At 61.6% G+C, this 16403-nt stretch carries 11 protein-coding genes; 5 read left to right on the forward strand and 6 right to left on the reverse strand.

The window, feature by feature from the left end; all coding sequences use genetic code 11:
- Positions 1–239: 239 nt before the first annotated feature.
- The 3 genes from ACZ0AI_RS20715 to glnA all read right to left on the reverse strand — a co-directional run bounded on the left by ACZ0AI_RS20715 (position 240) and on the right by glnA (position 2976).
- Positions 240–866, reverse strand: coding sequence for a DUF4124 domain-containing protein (locus ACZ0AI_RS20715; RefSeq protein WP_463563478.1), 627 nt, complete (start codon positions 864–866; stop codon positions 240–242).
- Positions 867–871: 5 nt separating this feature from the next.
- Entirely contained in the window at positions 872–1399 is a 528-nt protein-coding gene (locus ACZ0AI_RS20720) for a DUF4124 domain-containing protein (RefSeq protein ID WP_463563479.1), read from the reverse strand.
- A gap of 170 nt (positions 1400–1569) precedes the next feature.
- Positions 1570–2976, reverse strand: a complete 1407-nt coding sequence (glnA, locus tag ACZ0AI_RS20725) for a glutamate--ammonia ligase (RefSeq protein WP_070880561.1) — start codon at positions 2974–2976, stop codon at positions 1570–1572.
- Positions 2977–3306: 330 nt separating this feature from the next.
- Here glnA and thiI point away from each other — a divergent pair, with 330 nt between their 5' ends.
- From thiI to ACZ0AI_RS20745, 4 genes are all read left to right on the forward strand, one after another.
- Entirely contained in the window at positions 3307–4761 is a 1455-nt protein-coding gene (gene thiI, locus ACZ0AI_RS20730) for a tRNA uracil 4-sulfurtransferase ThiI (RefSeq protein WP_463563480.1), read from the forward strand.
- Between the two features lie 172 nt (positions 4762–4933).
- On the forward strand, positions 4934–6754 hold the full coding sequence (typA, locus tag ACZ0AI_RS20735) for a translational GTPase TypA (RefSeq protein WP_463563481.1): 1821 nt from the start codon (positions 4934–4936) through the stop codon (positions 6752–6754).
- Between the two features lie 264 nt (positions 6755–7018).
- The gene (locus ACZ0AI_RS20740) at positions 7019–10273 is read left to right on the forward strand and encodes a DUF2339 domain-containing protein (protein ID WP_463563482.1); all 3255 of its coding nucleotides are present in this window, start codon (positions 7019–7021) and stop codon (positions 10271–10273) included.
- Positions 10270–11640 carry a DUF3999 domain-containing protein gene (locus ACZ0AI_RS20745; protein ID WP_463563483.1) on the forward strand — a complete coding sequence of 457 codons (1371 nt, stop codon included), beginning with the start codon at positions 10270–10272 and terminating at the stop codon, positions 11638–11640. Before ACZ0AI_RS20740 ends, ACZ0AI_RS20745 begins: the two co-directional genes overlap by 4 nt.
- Before the next feature lie 57 nt (positions 11641–11697).
- Here ACZ0AI_RS20745 and ACZ0AI_RS20750 read toward each other — a convergent pair whose 3' ends face one another.
- The 3 genes from ACZ0AI_RS20750 to ACZ0AI_RS20760 all read right to left on the reverse strand — a co-directional run bounded on the left by ACZ0AI_RS20750 (position 11698) and on the right by ACZ0AI_RS20760 (position 14327).
- On the reverse strand, positions 11698–12756 hold the full coding sequence (locus ACZ0AI_RS20750) for a serine hydrolase (protein WP_463563484.1): 1059 nt from the start codon (positions 12754–12756) through the stop codon (positions 11698–11700).
- 10 nt (positions 12757–12766) lie between these two features.
- Positions 12767–13837, reverse strand: a complete 1071-nt coding sequence (locus ACZ0AI_RS20755; protein WP_463563485.1) for a serine hydrolase — start codon at positions 13835–13837, stop codon at positions 12767–12769.
- Between the two features lie 97 nt (positions 13838–13934).
- Complete coding sequence (locus tag ACZ0AI_RS20760) at positions 13935–14327, reverse strand: YkgJ family cysteine cluster protein (RefSeq protein WP_042554281.1); 393 nt, start codon at positions 14325–14327, stop codon at positions 13935–13937.
- Between the two features lie 361 nt (positions 14328–14688).
- Here ACZ0AI_RS20760 and ACZ0AI_RS20765 point away from each other — a divergent pair, with 361 nt between their 5' ends.
- Complete coding sequence (locus ACZ0AI_RS20765; RefSeq protein ID WP_463563486.1) at positions 14689–16377, forward strand: histidine kinase N-terminal 7TM domain-containing diguanylate cyclase; 1689 nt, start codon at positions 14689–14691, stop codon at positions 16375–16377.
- Positions 16378–16403: the final 26 nt, after the last annotated feature.

The raw sequence follows: 16403 nt of genomic DNA on the forward strand, positions 1-16403 counted from the left end.
AGAGAAAATGCAAGAAGCAAACCAAAGCCCCCTAAAGACGCGCGCAAAGGCGCAATGGGCCGGATTTGGCAACTTTTCGGCGCAACGATGAAAATCGTTGTGTGCCAATTTGGGACGAGTATAGAAATCGGTGCGTCGCAGTGCACTTTTTTGGTGCTAACTGCTTTGTAACGAGGCGCGTGCGCAGCTAAGCGCGTTTGAGTGCTGCCGACGTGCAGCGCTTTCTTCTGGCGGGAGAATTACAGGAAGGGGAGGATGCTGATGATGCCCTTGTCTTCTTCCTTGGGCTTGTCCTTGAGTGGGCATTCCGGGCGCACGCCGTAATCGTCCTTTTCACAGGGGCGAACCTTGCGCTTCTGGGCCAGGGTGACACGCCTCATGTGGAAGGGCTGGCTAGGCGTGCGTTCGACGATGATGCCGCCCTCGGTGATGATTTCCACGGCAATCTGGTGTGTACCACGGTCGACGTTTTCCAGCGGGAACACCGGGCTGCGCCCGGCGCTGCCGACTGGCTGGCCGTCCAGCAGCAGGCGGTAACTGTGGCCTGGATGCAGGGCTGGTTCGCTGTTGACGGTTACGATCAGGTTGCCGGCGTTGTCGTTGATGGTCGCATCCGGTTGTGGAATGGTGATTCTCAACAATTCGTAGCTGAGTACTGGCAGAGTCGGCGCGGCTGGAGTCGACGGAGCCATGCTGCGCGTTTGCGGCGGCTCGATGCGGTTGGACGGCGCCATCTGCACCTGTTGGGCATTGCCGTCTCGCGGTTTATCGGTGAACACGCGGTTACCCTCGGCATCCACATAGGTGTAAACCTGGGCGAAGCCTGGCAGGGCGATCAACAAAAGGCCGAATAGCAGGGTGCGCATGCTGATCACTTGCCTCGGGCCGGGCTGTTGGTGCTGACGCGTTGCACCGTAAAGGTGCGCGTTTCGCTTTGCTGGATAATCTGCTCGCCCCGAATGACGGCAACCGCCAGGCTGTGTTCGCCCCGATCAATTTCGTTCAGTTGCAGGCGTGGCACGTTGCTACGCGGGCCGTAGGGTTTTCCATCCAGTATCAGTTGCAGGCTATGGCCTGGGCTCAGGCGGGGCTCGATGGTAACCCCGACCGAGAAGGTGCCGTTGTTGGCGCGCATTGCTTCGTCGTTGGGCAGGTCTCGCAGCTCGAACACCTGATAAGGGTTCTGGGGCATCTCGCTCATTCTGGGCGTGCTGGGCTGCGCAGGCGCGGCTGCCGGCTCCGTGGTATTGATCGGCTTCAGCTCGACACTCTCGGCCTTGGTGCCCTCAGGTGGCTGATTGGTGAATACCGTGTTGCCATTGGCATCGGTGTACTTGTAGATCTGTGCGCTGACCGGTAGGGCCAGTATCAGCAACAGGCAAGCGAGCGTGCGGCGCATTGGGCCGGTCTCCGATCTGGATAATGTCGATAGCCTTGCACTGCGGCGACGTACTGGCAAGCGCGCCGCGCCAAGGATTTGCACTCGCCCATGAAATGCGAGCCATAAAAAAACCTCCCCGGCAGAACCGGGGAGGTTTTTATCGCGCTGCTATCTGCAGCGAGGCTGGCTTAGACGCTGTAGTACAGGTCGTATTCCAGCGGGTGCACGAAGGTGCGCACTTTGATTTCTTCTTCCGATTTCAGCTCGATGTAGGCATCGATGAAGTCGTCGGAGAATACGCCGCCCTTGGTCAGGAACGCACGGCCCTTGTCCAGCTCTTCCAGGGCTTCTTTCAGGCTGCCGCACACCTGTGGGATCAGCTTGCCTTCTTCCGGTGGCAGGTCGTACAGGTTCTTGTCCGCCGCGTCGCCAGGGTGGATCTTGTTCTGGATGCCGTCCAGGCCGGCCATCAGCAGTGCTGCGAAGGCCAGGTACGGGTTGGCAGCCGGATCCGGGAAGCGCGCTTCGATGCGGCGGGCTTTCGGGCTGGAAACGTACGGGATACGGATCGAGGCGGAACGGTTACGAGCCGAGTAGGCCAGCATGACCGGCGCTTCGAAGCCTGGAACCAGACGCTTGTAGGAGTTGGTCGACGGGTTGGTGAAGCCGTTCAGGGCCTTACCGTGCTTGATGATACCGCCGATGAAGTACAGCGCGGTTTCGGACAGGCCGGCATAGCCTTCACCCGCGAAGGTGTTCTTGCCGTCTTTGGAAACCGAGATGTGTACGTGCATGCCCGAACCGTTGTCGCCATACAGCGGCTTCGGCATGAAGGTGGCGGTTTTGCCGTAGGCATCGGCCACGTTGTGCACGCAGTACTTCAGGGTCTGAGTTTCGTCAGCCTTGGCTACCAGGGTGTTGAACTTCACGCCGATTTCGTTCTGACCGGCAGTCGCCACTTCGTGGTGGTGAACTTCGATGACCAGGCCCATTTCTTCCATGGCATTACACATGGCGGTACGGATTTCGTGGTCGTGGTCGCACGGCGGAACTGGGAAGTAGCCGCCTTTTACTGCAGGGCGGTGGCCCTTGTTGCCGCCTTCGACGTCCTGGTCGGTCATCCAGGAACCTTGTTCGGAGTAGATCTTGAACATGGAACCGGAGATATCGGACTTGAACTTCACTTCGTCGAAGATGAAGAACTCTGGCTCCGGGCCAACGAATACGGTGTCACCGATACCGGTGGTCTTCAGGTATTCCTCAGCGCGACGAGCGATCGAGCGCGGGTCACGATCGTAGCCTTGCATGGTGCTCGGCTCGATGATGTCGCAGACCAGGATCAGGGTCGGCTCTTCGGTGAATGGGTCGAGCACGGCAGTGCTGTCGTCCGGCAGCAGGATCATGTCGGAGGCTTCGATGCCTTTCCAGCCATGAATGGAGGAGCCGTCGAACATCTTGCCGACTTCGAAGAATTCGTCGTCCAGGGCATCACGGGCCGGCATGGTCACGTGGTGCTGCTTGCCCTTGGTGTCGGTGAAGCGCAGGTCAACCCACTTCACGTCGTGTTCTTTGATCAGTTGAACAGCCTTAGACATGTTGTCCTCCAGGTGGATAGGGTCTTCTATTAACCCTTCTTTGAGTTCGTGACGCCGGGCAAGATGGTCTGCCAGGACACCCTGCCTCACAAGGGAGCAATTTGCATGCCAGTGCCCCGTGATGGGCTCATGCCCTGAAAACCAGCGCTGGCGCGGGTATCCTCGCATTGATGAGGTGCACGCCGGCTCTCTATTGGTGCGAATTAATGATGTCGTGCTCTTATTTGGTGCACTCTAGGAATGTTTTAGGATTTTTGATCAAAGCTTGAGCAATTTCCGCTATAATCCGCGCCCCTGTTTTTCAGGCACTGGTGCCCGACATTTGCTCCCATGAAATTGATCGTCAAAGTCTTTCCGGAAATCACCATCAAGAGCCCGCCGGTTCGTAAGAACTTCATCCGGCAGTTGGCCAAGAACATCCGTGCAGTCACGCGTGATCTCGATCCGCAACTGCAGGTGACCGGTGTCTGGGACAATCTGGAAGTGAAGACCGAGGTCACCGAGGCCAAGCTTCTGCACGAGCTCGTGGAACGCCTGAGCTGCGTGCCGGGCATCGTGCATTTTCTGCAGATCGACGAATACCCGCTGGGCGACTTCGACGATATCGTCGAAAAGTGCAAGCTTCATTACGGTGACCTGTTGCCGGGCAAGATCTTTTCGGTGCGCTGCAAGCGCGGTGGCCGGCATTCTTTCTCCTCTATCGATGTTGAGCGTCATGTCGGCAGCCAGTTGCGCCAGCAATGCGGCGCTGCGGGTATAGACCTGAAGAAGCCCGAGATCGAGGTGCGCATCGAGATCCGTGATCAGCGCCTGTTCGTCATTCATCATCAGCATCCGGGCATGGGCGGTTATCCGCTGGGCTCGCTGGAGCAGACTCTGGTGCTGATGTCCGGTGGTTTCGACTCCACCGTCGCCGCCTACCAGATCATGCGTCGCGGCCTGATGACCCATTTCTGCTTCTTCAATCTCGGTGGTCGTGCCCACGAACTGGGCGTGATGGAAGTCGCTCATTATCTGTGGCAGAAGTACGGTCGCTCGCAGCGCGTGCTGTTTATCAGCGTGCCGTTCGAGGAAGTGCTCGGCGAGATTCTCGGCAAGGTCGACAACAGCTACATGGGCGTGACCCTCAAGCGTATGATGCTGCGCGTCGCCAGCCAGCTGGCCGAGCGTCTGCAGATCGATGCGCTGGTCACCGGTGAAGCGATCAGCCAGGTATCCAGCCAGACCCTGCCGAACCTCTCGGTGATCGATTCGGTTACTGACAAGCTGGTGCTGCGTCCCCTGATCGCCAGCCACAAGCAGGACATCATCGACACCGCCGAGGCCATCGGTACTGCCGAGTTCGCCCGGCACATGCCTGAGTACTGCGGCGTGATCTCGGTGAACCCGACCACCAAGGCAAAGCCGCATCGCGTCGTCCATGAAGAGCAACAGTTCGACATGGCGGTGCTTGAGCGCGCGCTGGAGCGGGCACGCCTGCTGCCGATAGATCGGGTGATCGAAGAGCTAGGCCAGGATATTCAGGTCGAGGAGCTGGCCGAGGCACTGCCCAGCCATGTGGTCATCGATATTCGTCATCCCGATCTGGTCGAGGATGAGCCGCTGCAACTGCCTGGCGTCGACGTACAGGCCATGCCGTTCTATGCACTGAACAACCGTTTCAAGGAGCTGGATGCGAGCCGCCAGTACCTCCTTTACTGCGACAAGGGCGTGATGAGCCGCTTGCATGCTCATCACCTGCTGAGCGAGGGACATGCCAATGTGCGCGTTTATCGTCCGGCATAAAACGCCTGGGCTGAATGGCGGCAGTATCCGCCACCGACCTCCCGACCCGATTCGCGGCGGCATTGTCGCCACACATCGTTAACGTACTGCCTTTATCCTTATCCCGATTTTTCGCGTTGGGCCGCTGAATGCAACTGCTGGGTAGCCCGACCCAACCTACGAGACCACTACTGTGATCGAGAATCTACGTAACATCGCCATCATCGCCCACGTTGACCATGGTAAAACCACCCTGGTCGACAAACTCCTGCGCCAGTCCGGCACTCTGGAGCGCGGCGAGCTCAACGACGAGCGCGTGATGGACAGCAACGACCAGGAAAAAGAGCGTGGCATTACCATTCTCGCGAAGAACACCGCGATCAACTGGAACGGCTACCACATCAACATCGTCGACACCCCCGGCCACGCCGACTTCGGCGGTGAAGTAGAGCGCGTGATGTCGATGGTCGACTCCGTACTGCTGCTGGTCGATGCTCAAGACGGCCCGATGCCGCAAACCCGCTTCGTGACCAAGAAGGCGTTCGAAGCCGGTCTGCGTCCGATCGTGGTGATCAACAAGGTCGACCGTCCGGGCGCGCGTCCAGACTGGGTTCTGGATCAGATCTTCGACCTGTTCGACAACCTCGGTGCCACCGAAGAACAGCTGGACTTCAAAGTCGTCTACGCCTCGGCCCTGAACGGCATCGCTGGTCTCGACCACACCGAGATGGCTGAAGACATGGCCCCGCTGTACCAGTCGATCGTCGACAACGTACCAGCGCCGAAAGTTGACCGTGACGGCCCGTTCCAGATGCAAATCTCGGCACTGGACTACAACAGCTTCCTCGGCATCATCGGTGTAGGCCGTATCGCCCGTGGCCGCGTCAAGCCGAACACGCCGGTAGTCGCCATCGACGCCGACGGCAAGCGCCGCAATGGTCGTATCCTCAAGCTGATGGGTCACCACGGTCTGCACCGCGTTGACGTGGAAGAAGCAGCAGCCGGTGACATCGTGTGCATCAGCGGTATGGATCAGCTGTTCATCTCCGACACCCTGTGCGACATCAACAATGTCGAAGCGATGAAGCCGCTGACCGTCGACGAGCCGACCGTTTCCATGACCTTCCAGGTCAATGATTCGCCGTTCTGCGGCAAGGAAGGCAAGTTCGTCACCAGCCGTAACATCAAAGAGCGCCTGGACAAAGAGCTGCTGTACAACGTGGCCCTGCGCGTTGAAGAAGGCGACTCGGCTGACAAGTTCAAGGTCTCCGGCCGTGGTGAGCTGCACCTCTCGGTACTGATCGAGAACATGCGTCGCGAAGGCTTCGAAATGGGCGTAGGTCGTCCGGAAGTGATCATCCGTGAAGTCAACGGTGCCAAGCACGAGCCGTTCGAAAACGTCACCATCGACATCCCTGAAGAAGCGCAGGGCAAAGTGATGGAAGAGATGGGCCTGCGTAAGGGTGACCTGAGCAACATGGTGCCGGATGGCAAGGGCCGTGTACGCCTGGAATACAACATCCCGGCGCGTGGTCTGATCGGTTTCCGTAACCAGTTCCTGACCCTGACCAACGGTGCTGGCATCCTGACCTCTATCTTCGACCGTTACGACGTGATGAAGTCGGGCCACATGTCCGGCCGTCAGAACGGCGTACTGGTGTCGATCGATACCGGCAAGGCGCTGACCTACTCCCTGGAAACCCTGCAGGCGCGCGGCAAGCTGTTCGTCGAGCACGGTCAGGAAATCTACAACGGTCAGATCGTCGGCCTGAACAGCCGCGACAACGACTTGGGCGTCAACCCAACCAAAGGCAAGAAGCTCGACAACATGCGTGCTTCGGGTAAAGACGAAACCATCGCCCTGGTACCGCCGGTTCGCTTCACCCTGGAACAGGCTCTGGAATTCATCCAGGACGACGAGCTGTGCGAAGTGACCCCTAAGTCGATCCGTCTTCGCAAGAAGATCCTCGACGAAGGCGAGCGTACCCGTGCTGCCAAGAAAGCCAAGAACTGATTCAGTTCTAGCTGACTAGAAAGCCCCCGCCGGCGCGAGCCTGCGGGGGCTTTTCTTTGTCTACCATTCGGGCCGAAACACGGTCTTCCGCCTGCGGCGGGAGATCAGAAGTGACGGCCAGCCATTTCGTCGTTTGGGCCAAGACGCTAACCGTTGGTTGCAATTGTGAGCGGCTCCAGTACCTATCCGTCTGGAGCTCATATACTGCAGCCTCGGTCAGCCCGTGGGTCGGCATGGATCGTTTCTCATCAAGGATTTGAGTGCATGCAATGGATTTTCATGCTGATAGGGCTGGTGCTTGGGGCGCTGGTGCTCGGCGCGATAACGGGAGAGGCGATGGCCGGGGCGGCGCTGGGGGGCTTGCTTGGGCTGGCGGCAGGGCAGGCGTTCGCGCTGCACGCGTTGAAGCTTCAGCATGAGGCGCTGCGTAAATCTCTGGCGGAGCTGATTGCCCGCTTCAACCATGGCACCGGCGACCTGCACGAGCGTCTCGTGCGTCTGGAGCAGGGCGTTTCGCAGCCGCGCACCGATGAGCTGCCCGAACAGACCGACGTACCGCCGGTTCAGGCCCCTGTGGAATCTGTTGCAGCGGCGCCGGTCGAGTCGATCGTGGAGCGTGAGTGGGAGCTCGAGCTGGTACTGCCTGCTGTCACGCCGACCGCGCCGCTTGCACAGTCGAGCCCCGAGCCAGCCTTGGAGCAAGCTGCTGCGCCGCCTCCGTCCGCCGCAGCGCGGGTTGCCGAGCCGCCAGCGCCGACCTGGCTCGACCGTGGCATCGCTGTTGCGCGGGGCTGGCTGCTCGGCGGCAACACCGTATTGCGCGTGGGCCTGGTGCTGCTGTTCCTGGGCCTGGCCTTCCTGCTGCGCTACGCCTCCGAGCGGGTGGTGGTCGCCATCGAGTTGCGCTACGCCGGTGTGGCGCTGGCGGCGATCGCTCTGCTGGCGCTGGGCTGGTGGCTGCGTCAGCGGCGCCCGGCCTACGCCTTGCTGATGCAGGGCGGCGGTATCGCCGTGTTGTATCTGACGATATTCGCGGCCATGCGTCTGCATCCTCTGCTTTCCCCGCAGGTGGCGATGGCGCTATTGGTGGTGGTGACCATCTGCTCGGCTGTGCTGGCCATCCTGCAGGACGCCCGTGGTCTGGCCGCTGCTGCGGCGCTGGGCGGTTTCGCCGCGCCGATCCTGGCCTCCAGTGGTGGCGGCAGTCACGTGGCGCTGTTCAGCTATTTCACCCTGCTCAATGCCGGGATCTTCGCCATCGCCTGGTTCAAGGCCTGGCGCGAGCTCAATCTGATCGGTTTCATCGGCACCTTCGGCATTGGCCTGGCCTGGGGGCTGCGCTCCTACACCACGGATCTGTGGCCCAGCACCCAGGCCTTCCTGCTGTTGTTTTTCCTGATGTACGTGGCTATCGGTCTGCTTTTTGCCCGGCGGCGTCTGCTCGAAGCACCGACCGAGCCGGAAAACGATTCGCGCGAGGCGCTGCTCAAGTGGACGGCGCGTCAGACCGGTTACGTCGACGGCAGCGTGTTGTTCGGTACGCCATTGGTGGGCTTTGGCCTGCAGTACGCGGTGGTTCAGCACTTGCCCTTCGGCGCGGCGTTCAGTGCTCTGGCCATGGGCCTGATGTACATGCTGCTGGCCCGGCTACTGGTTGCGCGTGCGCCAGGGCGTGCCGTGCTGCTGATGGAGACCTGCCTGGCGTTGGGCGTGATCTTTGCCACCCTGGCCATTCCATTGGGCCTGGATGCTCGCTGGACTTCCGCCGCCTGGGCGGTCGAAGGCGCTGGTTTGTACTGGTTGGCGCTGCGTCAGCAACGGCTTTTCGCGCGTCTGTTCGCCCTGCTGCTGCAGGTGGGCGCGGCAGTGGCATATCTGTGGGGCGTGCGCTCTGGCGATGAAACCTTGCTCAAGGGTTCGGCACTCGGCGCACTGATGCTCGGTGCGGCACTGCTTTTCAGTTTTATGCAGCTGCGTGGTGCGGGAGCCCAGGTGGCGGATCGCGAGCGTCGCCTACAACCCATGTTGGCTTATGGCGGCCTGGCATTCCTCTACCTGATGGCTCCACTGAGCTTCGGCCCCTACGGCACCGCTGCCGCCTGGGCCGTGGCGGGGGTGGCGACGCTGCTTGCCGGGTTGTATCTGGGCGCGCGCAGTGTGCTGATCAGCGCCTTCGTCGTGCAGGTACTGGGTGGGGTGATCTACCTGATCTTCAGCGATGGCCTCGATCAGGCCGTGGTCGCTGAGACCCTGCGACCGCTGGCCCATCTGACGTTCTGGGCGCCGACGCTGCTGGCGCTGGCGGGCCTGCTCTGCGCCTGGCGCCTGCATCTCGCGGGGCGCGTGGCCCGCTCCGATCTGCTGCCGCTGGATCTGCAGGAGCTGTCGCATGTGGCGTTGTTCTGGTGCGCGGCCTGGTGGCTGTTGGCGGCGCTGGGCGAAATTTCGCGCTTTGTGCCTGACGACCTGCAGGGGCATGCATTCCTGCTGGTTGCCGTGGTCAGCCTGGCCCTCACCACTCTGTTCGCCCTGCGTCAGCGCTGGCCGGCACTGGCGGTGTTCAGCCTGGCGCTGGTGCCGTTGGGATTCGGCGCCCTGTTGCTCACCTGGCACCTGGGTTATCACCCATTGGCGTCGCTCGGCTGGCTTGCCTGGCCAGCGCTGTTCGCCCTGCATTTCCTGATGCTGCGCCGCATTCAGGGGCTGGCCCCGGAGGCGTTGATCCGGATCGGCCACGTGCTCGGTTGCTGGCTGCTGCTGGGCGTACTGGCGTTGGAGTTGCGCTTCCTGTTCTTCGCCCTGGCCGAACATTACAACGCCTGGCGCTGGCTGGGCTGGGTACTGGTGCCATGTGCCTTCCTGATGTTGATGAGCCTGCGTCGCGCGCTGCCTTGGCCGGTGGCTGCCTATCAGCGGGAGTACCGCAGTTACGCGGCTTTACCGTTGGCCGTCCTTCTGCTGGGCTGGTTCTGGCTGGTCAATCTGCTCAGTGACGGTTCTGCCGAGCCGCTGCCTTATGTGCCGCTGATCAATCCGCTGGAACTGGGCATGCTGTTCGTGCTCTTTGCCGTGCACCGCTGGGCTCGAGACGGATTGTCCACGCTGGCCATCGAGCCAAGGCAGATGCAATTGGCAACCCAGGCGGTGCTCGGCGCCTCGTTGTTCGCGCTGTTGACCATGATGGTTTGTCGTACTGCATTCCATTGGGGGCAGGTGCCGTTCCAGGTGGATACATTGATCGATTCGCGGCTGGTGCAGGCCGGTCTATCCATCGTCTGGACGCTGATCGCCCTGAGCCTGACCATCGCCGGGCACCTGCGCGCTCGCCGTGATCTGTGGATGGCCGGCGCGGCGCTGATCGGTGTGGTGGTCGTGAAGCTGTTCTTCGTAGACCTGGGCAACAGCGGCAGCCTGGAACGGATCATCTCCTTCATTGGCGTCGGCGTACTGTTGCTGGTGGTGGGCTATTTCGCCCCGCTGCCGCCGCGCCAGCAGCGTGAAACGCAGGTGTCGGCATGAGCCTGCGTATCGCGGGTGCGCTGGTCATACTGGGCGTGAGCCTCTCTGCACCGGCAGCTGAGGTAAGAGAAAGTCCCGCTGACTATGCCGTTGCTGTACCGCTGACCTTGAGTGGAGAGGGGCCCTGGTATCGGATGCAATTGCCGATGGAGGCCCAACTCGCCGCCAGGTATGCCGACTTTCGCGACCTGCGCGTATTCAACGAAGAAGGCGAGCGCCTGGCCTACAGCCTGATTTCCGGTGCAGAGCGCTTCGCCGAGAGCCAGCAACGTGCCGATCTGCGGCTGTTCCCCTTACGTGGCCCGGCGGGGCGCCGCACTGCTGGGCCGACATTGCGCGTGCAGCGTGGTGATGACGGCTCGATCATCGAGCTCAACGCTGACACCGAAGCCTCTGCCACTGCCGATGTATTGCGAGGTTGGCTGCTGGATGCCAGTGCCACCGACTTTCCCCTGCAGCGCCTGCATCTGCAGTGGAGTGCCGAGAGCGAGGGTTTCCAGCGCTTCAGCATCGAGGCCAGCGATGATCTTAACCATTGGCGGCCACTGGGCGAGGGGCAGGTCGCTCAGTTGAGCTTCAATGGCGAACGCATCGATAAGAGCGACGTGGAGTTGCCGGCCACCCGGGCGCGCTACCTGCGTCTGCTGTGGCTGGTCCCGGAGCAGGCGGTGAGCCTGAGCGCCGCCAGCGTCAGCGGCACACGCAGCACTGCCGAACCGGCAGCGCTGATTTGGTCTGCAGCGCTGAAAGGGCAGGCAAGTGAGCAGGGCGTTACCTGGGCATTGCCGCTGGCCTTGCCCCTCGAGCGTCTGCGTATCGAGGTCGAACAACCCAACAGCCTGGCGCCGGTGTTGCTGCAGGGGCGTCGGGATAGCACGGCGTCGTGGACGCCGCTGGCGAGCTCGGTTCTCTACCGTTTGCCCGTCGATGGCCGCGAGGTGGTGCAGGATCAGATCGAGCTGCCGCAATCGCCGGTCAGTCAGTTGCGCTTGCAAGTCGATAGCCGCGGTGGCGGTCTGGGGCAGAGTGAGCCGCGTCTGAGCGTGGCCATGCGCGCTACCGAGCTGCTGTTTCTGGCGCGCGGCAATCCACCCTATCAGTTAGCCCTTGGCCGGGTGAATGCCCAGGCTGGTAGCCTGCCGGTCACCACCCTGGTACCCGGCTTCACCCCGCAGCGCCTGGAGGGCATGGGCCAGGCCGCCATCAGCGGCGTGATCCCGGAAGTCGAGGTGGCGCCCGCGGCCGTTCCTGCAAAGCCTGGGGCCGACTGGAAGCGCATTGGCCTGTGGGCTGTATTGCTGGTTGGCGTCGGCGTGCTGGTGCTGATGGCGTTCAGCCTGTTGCGCGCGCCCGCAAAACGCTCCTGACAGGGGGATCAGGAACGCAAGGCGGGATCGCTTTTGCATGGTTGGAGCGCGCGATGATCAGGCTCTGCTGGGGGCGTCGTTCAGCAGCAGTTCCTGAATCACCTTACCAACTTGCTCGAATAGCTTGCCGGCTTCGTCGTTCTCATCGAGATCCTCGGCGCAGGCGACGATGACCAGAGCGCTTTCAGTCTGCGGATTGGCGATACCCATGTGGCAGGCGCGGTGCTGCTGGGTGCCGGTTTTCTGTATGAAGGGCAGATCCTTGTTCAGGCCAGCCTCCAGGCGATAGGCGTCGTAACCACCCAGCCCCATGATGTCGTACAGCAATGTCGAGCTGTCGTTGCTCAGCAGATCGCCTTTCGCCAGTTTGCTCAGCAACTGACCGTAGGCGACCAGGGTGGCGCTGTTCAGGCCGCTGTCGTAGTAGCGGGTGTAGGCTTCATCGAGGTCGCTGATCTCGAGCTGATCGATTTTCAGGTCGAGCACATTGGCCACCGCCTCTACGCGTTGCGGGCCGAGCGGTGCAGCGGCAATTTCGACGATCTTGCGGTTTTCCAGCGAGCGGGCGTCCGGGTGCAGCTTTCCGTACAGTTCGTGACGCACCCGCAGCAGCGTCGTGACCTGGCCGAAATCGCTTCCTGCCGCGTCGTTGATGCGACGGTTTAGTGCGTCCTCGCCGACCACGCGAATCAGCATGTCTGCGGCGGTGTTATCGCTCTCCTGGAGCATTTCGCGGATCAGCTCGCGCACGCTGTAGCGGGCACCCGCGTTCTCCCAGACCAGGCCGCCGGAGCCGTCCACGCGGTCACCTTCTTCCAGAGTGATCTTCTGGTCGAGTTGCAGGTTTCCCTCATCGACCTCCTGCAGCACGGCAATGGCTATTGCTGCCTTGGTCGCCGAAGCCAGGTACCAGGCGCGATCCGCATGGTAGTTCAGCTCGCTACCGTCGGCGGGGCGTAACAGGTAGACGCCTAGCCGTCCGGGGGATGCCTCATCGAGTTCGCTCAGGCGCTGCTGCAGTGCGTCGAATCGTTCGTCTTGTTGAGGGGCAGCCCAGAGCCACAGGGAAACGGCCGCGCAACCGAGCAGAGCAGTACCAGCCAGCCATACCTTCACGGGGATATCCTCAATTGAGTGCGTCACGTTGCAGCACGCCGGACTCGGTCAGTGCTTCACCAACCTGACGCAGGCTGCGTTCTGCCTTGGCCAGTGATGGTTCGCCTTGTACACAGGCAACGATCAGTACCGGTTCGGCCGAGCCGCGATCAGGCGTCTCGATCAGCCCTGAGTCGCAGATGCGCGCGCGCTGGGTGCCGGTCTTGTGGGCGAAGCGTGCGTCGTCTGGCAGGCCGGCGATGATGCGTTTGCTGCCGGTTTTCACCCGGCCCATGATGCCGAGCAGGTATCTGGTTTGTTCGGCGCCCAATGCCTGGCCGTCGGCCAGTCGCTCCAGCAGCTCGCCATAGGCGCTGAGCCGCGCGGCATTCAGGTTGCTGCGGTAGTAGTTGGCGTAGGCGGTATTCAGGCTGATGGGCGCCAACTCCTTGCGTGGCACGCCGAGCAGCGATGCGAGCCTGTCCAGCCGTTCACCATCCTTGCGGGCCTGGCGCAGGCGCAGCAGGTCGCGCCCGCCAAGGTGCTCCGCCGAAGGGTGCAGCTCGCGATAGATATGCCGGCGCACATCCCCCAGCGTGGTGATGGGCTCGAAGCCTTCGGACACCAGTTCGCCGACCAGTGCGTTCACAGCATCCAGGCCAGCCAGGCGGATAAGGCGGTCGGTGGCGGTGTTGTCGCTGTAGATGATCATCTGCTCGAGCAGAAAGCGTACCCTCAGGCGCTCGCCCGGCCCGTACTGATTAGTGCTCCCGGCGCCGTCGACGAAGTCATCGGCGGCCAGTGCCAGGCGGGTATCGAGGTTCCAGTCGCCACGCTCCACGCCCCTCAATACGGCGATGGCCACCGGCACCTTGATGCCGGAGGCCATGTACCAGAGTTCTTCGGCGTGCAGCATTACGGCCAGGTTGCTGTGCAGATCCTTCACATAAACGCCGAGTTCGCCGTCCTGTTTGGCGGCCACTATCTGCAAACGCTCCAGCAGCGGCTCCTGCCAGCCCGGCCGTTCGCTGGCAGCCGACGCAGTGCCGGTCAGCAGGGCTAGGGCAACGAGGGCGGGGTATATGAGTGAGCGGTGGTGCATGCGAATCCTCCGGGTGGCGGTGCGAGCCGGGCCTGGAGGATTCGAGGCGCTAGCACGCCGGGGTGTTCAAGCAGGCGGGTAACCGGAAGTTGCAGACCTACTTCGGTCGCCAGGCGCAGTAACCCGGGCGTGGGCCGATTTTAGGGTGATTGCGGCAGGTATCCGGGCGACGTTCGTAGATGGTGCACAGCCGGCTCTTGCGATCCAGATAGTAGCAATCGTTGTTGCTCATGCGCGTCAGGGTGAAGATCCCGGTCTTCTGGCTGAAGCGCTCGACCAGGCCATCTTTCTGCAGGCGCTTGGCGATGTTCTTCGGTGGGTCGCCACGCTCGAATTCGTCGACCACGCCAATGCGGATCAGGTCGGCGATGCGTACCTCGACCGGCAACTGACAGCAGCTGGAAATGCAGCTGTGGCACATGTCGGCGGTATAGCGCGCCCAGGTATCGAGGCGGTCTATTTCCGCTGCGGCAATCAGATTGCTTTTCATCTAGAGAGGTTTCGCGTGGTTGGCGGCGCGCGATAATAACGATGTTGGCGAATTTGTGAACAGGCTTCCGCCGGTTGGTTGCCCCAAGCGCGCATTTTCGGGCCGGCGAAATGAGAAAAACCTCCTGAAAAGCATGATATTTGCAGTATCTTAGTGCGCACGTTCTGCCGTACCGATCTGTCGTCCCAGAGGCTCGTAATCTGGATGGGCGATACTGCGCCAGACCCTGTGCGCTGCCCTCTATCCCGAGCCGTGTTGGAATGGAAACTTCTTCCTTGCTTGCCCCCATATCGCGCCGGTCAGGCCACAACACTTCATGTCCAGTCGTCGTTCGCTGTCGCCTGGCAGATGAGGGTGAGGCATGAACGGCTGCATCAATTCAGCCTGGCAATTCAACGCTGCAGTGCTGCTGACCGCGGTGGTGTGCATAGGTGGCGTGCTGCTCGCACGTTGGGTCATTCATCAACGGGATTTCCCTGGCCGCGACACCTTTATCCTGATGCACCTGGCGAGCATGTGGTGGATGGCCATGGCCGGCCTCGAGGTCGCATCGGTTGCGCCCGACTGCAAGCTGTTCTGGGCCACCATGTCCTGGCCGGGGATCGTCTCCGTACCGACGTTCTGGTCGGTGTTTCTCTGGCAGTACGTGAGCAGCGTACGCAAGCCACTGCCGCGGCATTCGGTACTCGGCTTGATGGTTGCGCCGGTGCTGATCTGGTTGGTGGTGCTGAGCAACCCGTGGCATGGCCTGTTCTATGGCGCTGAAACCGGGCCGGTGTCTGCCGAGCTGGGCGCGCCGATTCGTTATCAGCATGGCCCGCTGTTTTACGCCACGGCGGTGTACGTCTACCTGTTCATGAGTTTCAGCCTTGGCGTGGTGCTGCGCGCGGCGCTTACCAGCCACGGCGTACACCGGCGCCATTACCTGGCGTTCGTGCTGGTTACTGCGGTGCCCTGGTCGGCGAATATCGCCTATGTAGGTTTTGGCGCGGTGGTATTCGGCGTCGACCCCACGCCCTTCAGTTTCGTCTTCACCCTGGTCGCGTTCTCCTGGTTGATTCTCGGCGTGCGCCTTTTCGACCTGCTCCCGGTGGCGCGGCACCTGTTGCTCGAAGCGTTGCTTGACCCTGTTCTGGTCATCGATACGCAGGGGCGGGTGATCGAGGCCAATCAGGCAGCGCTCAAGTTCGGCGGGCTCGATCCTGACTGGCAAGGCCGCAAGCTGCAGGAGTGGCCGGTGTTTGGCCGTGAGTTGCAGGCGCTGTTGCTGGAAACCAGTACGCAGCAGGAGCAGTTGCTGGCATTGCCTGAAGCGCAGCTTTACTTCGAGGTGCGTGTGCGCGCCATCGAACGCCTGACCCGCCAGGGCACCTTGATATTGGGGCAGATGCTCTACCTGCGCGACGTGACCCAGCGTCAGCTCAGCAAGCTGAAGCTGGCTGAGGCGCTGGCCCTTAGCGAGGAGCGTTTGCGCACCATCACCAGTCTGCACGAGCAGTTGCGCGAACAGGCACTTTGTGACCCGCTGACCGGTCTCTACAATCGGCGTTATCTGGACGAATTGTTCGGCCGGGAACTGGCCCGCGTCAGGCGTGAAAACGCGCCCTTGTCGCTGGCGCTGATCGATCTGGATCACTTCAAACAGCTCAACGACGAGCATGGCCATCTCGACGGCGACGATGTGCTCAAGAGCGTGGCGCAGCATCTGCTGGTGAACTTGCGCAGTTCCGATACGGTCTTTCGTATCGGCGGCGAAGAGTTCCTGCTGATTCTGCCCGGAGCCGATGCGCTCGAAGCGACCAAACGCCTCGAAGCCATATGCCTGGGGCTGGCAAAAAAGCCGATCGAAACCCGTAGTGGCGTGCGTCAGGTAACCCTGTCGGCCGGTCTTGCACTGTGGCCCGATCAGGGCCAAGTGCTCGACGAATTGCTGCGGGCAGCCGACGCCGCCCTGTACGAAGCCAAACGTGGTGGGCGTAACCGTGTATGCAGCCTGTTGCCGCGCGCTGCGTCGCCAGCTGCTGAGGCGCCCGTTTCTGGAAAGGGTTAAACTCCTTCCGATTACCTTCCTTCCCG

It is taken from the genome of Pseudomonas sp. AC355, assembly GCF_979258205.1.

What these genes read in the sequence shown, in the direction of transcription:
- ACZ0AI_RS20720 (WP_463563479.1), bottom strand. Translation starts at nt 1,399, where the DNA reads ATGCGCCGCACGCTCGCTTGCCTGTTGCTGATACTGGCCCTACCGGTC.
- thiI (WP_463563480.1), top strand. Translation starts at nt 3,307, where the DNA reads ATGAAATTGATCGTCAAAGTCTTTCCGGAAATCACCATCAAGAGCCCG.
- ACZ0AI_RS20765 (WP_463563486.1), top strand. Translation starts at nt 14,689, where the DNA reads ATGAACGGCTGCATCAATTCAGCCTGGCAATTCAACGCTGCAGTGCTG.
- ACZ0AI_RS20755 (WP_463563485.1), bottom strand. Translation starts at nt 13,837, where the DNA reads ATGCACCACCGCTCACTCATATACCCCGCCCTCGTTGCCCTAGCCCTG.
- ACZ0AI_RS20760 (WP_042554281.1), bottom strand. Translation starts at nt 14,327, where the DNA reads ATGAAAAGCAATCTGATTGCCGCAGCGGAAATAGACCGCCTCGATACC.
- glnA (WP_070880561.1), bottom strand. Translation starts at nt 2,976, where the DNA reads ATGTCTAAGGCTGTTCAACTGATCAAAGAACACGACGTGAAGTGGGTT.
- ACZ0AI_RS20715 (WP_463563478.1), bottom strand. Translation starts at nt 866, where the DNA reads ATGCGCACCCTGCTATTCGGCCTTTTGTTGATCGCCCTGCCAGGCTTC.
- ACZ0AI_RS20745 (WP_463563483.1), top strand. Translation starts at nt 10,270, where the DNA reads ATGAGCCTGCGTATCGCGGGTGCGCTGGTCATACTGGGCGTGAGCCTC.
- ACZ0AI_RS20740 (WP_463563482.1), top strand. Translation starts at nt 7,019, where the DNA reads ATGCAATGGATTTTCATGCTGATAGGGCTGGTGCTTGGGGCGCTGGTG.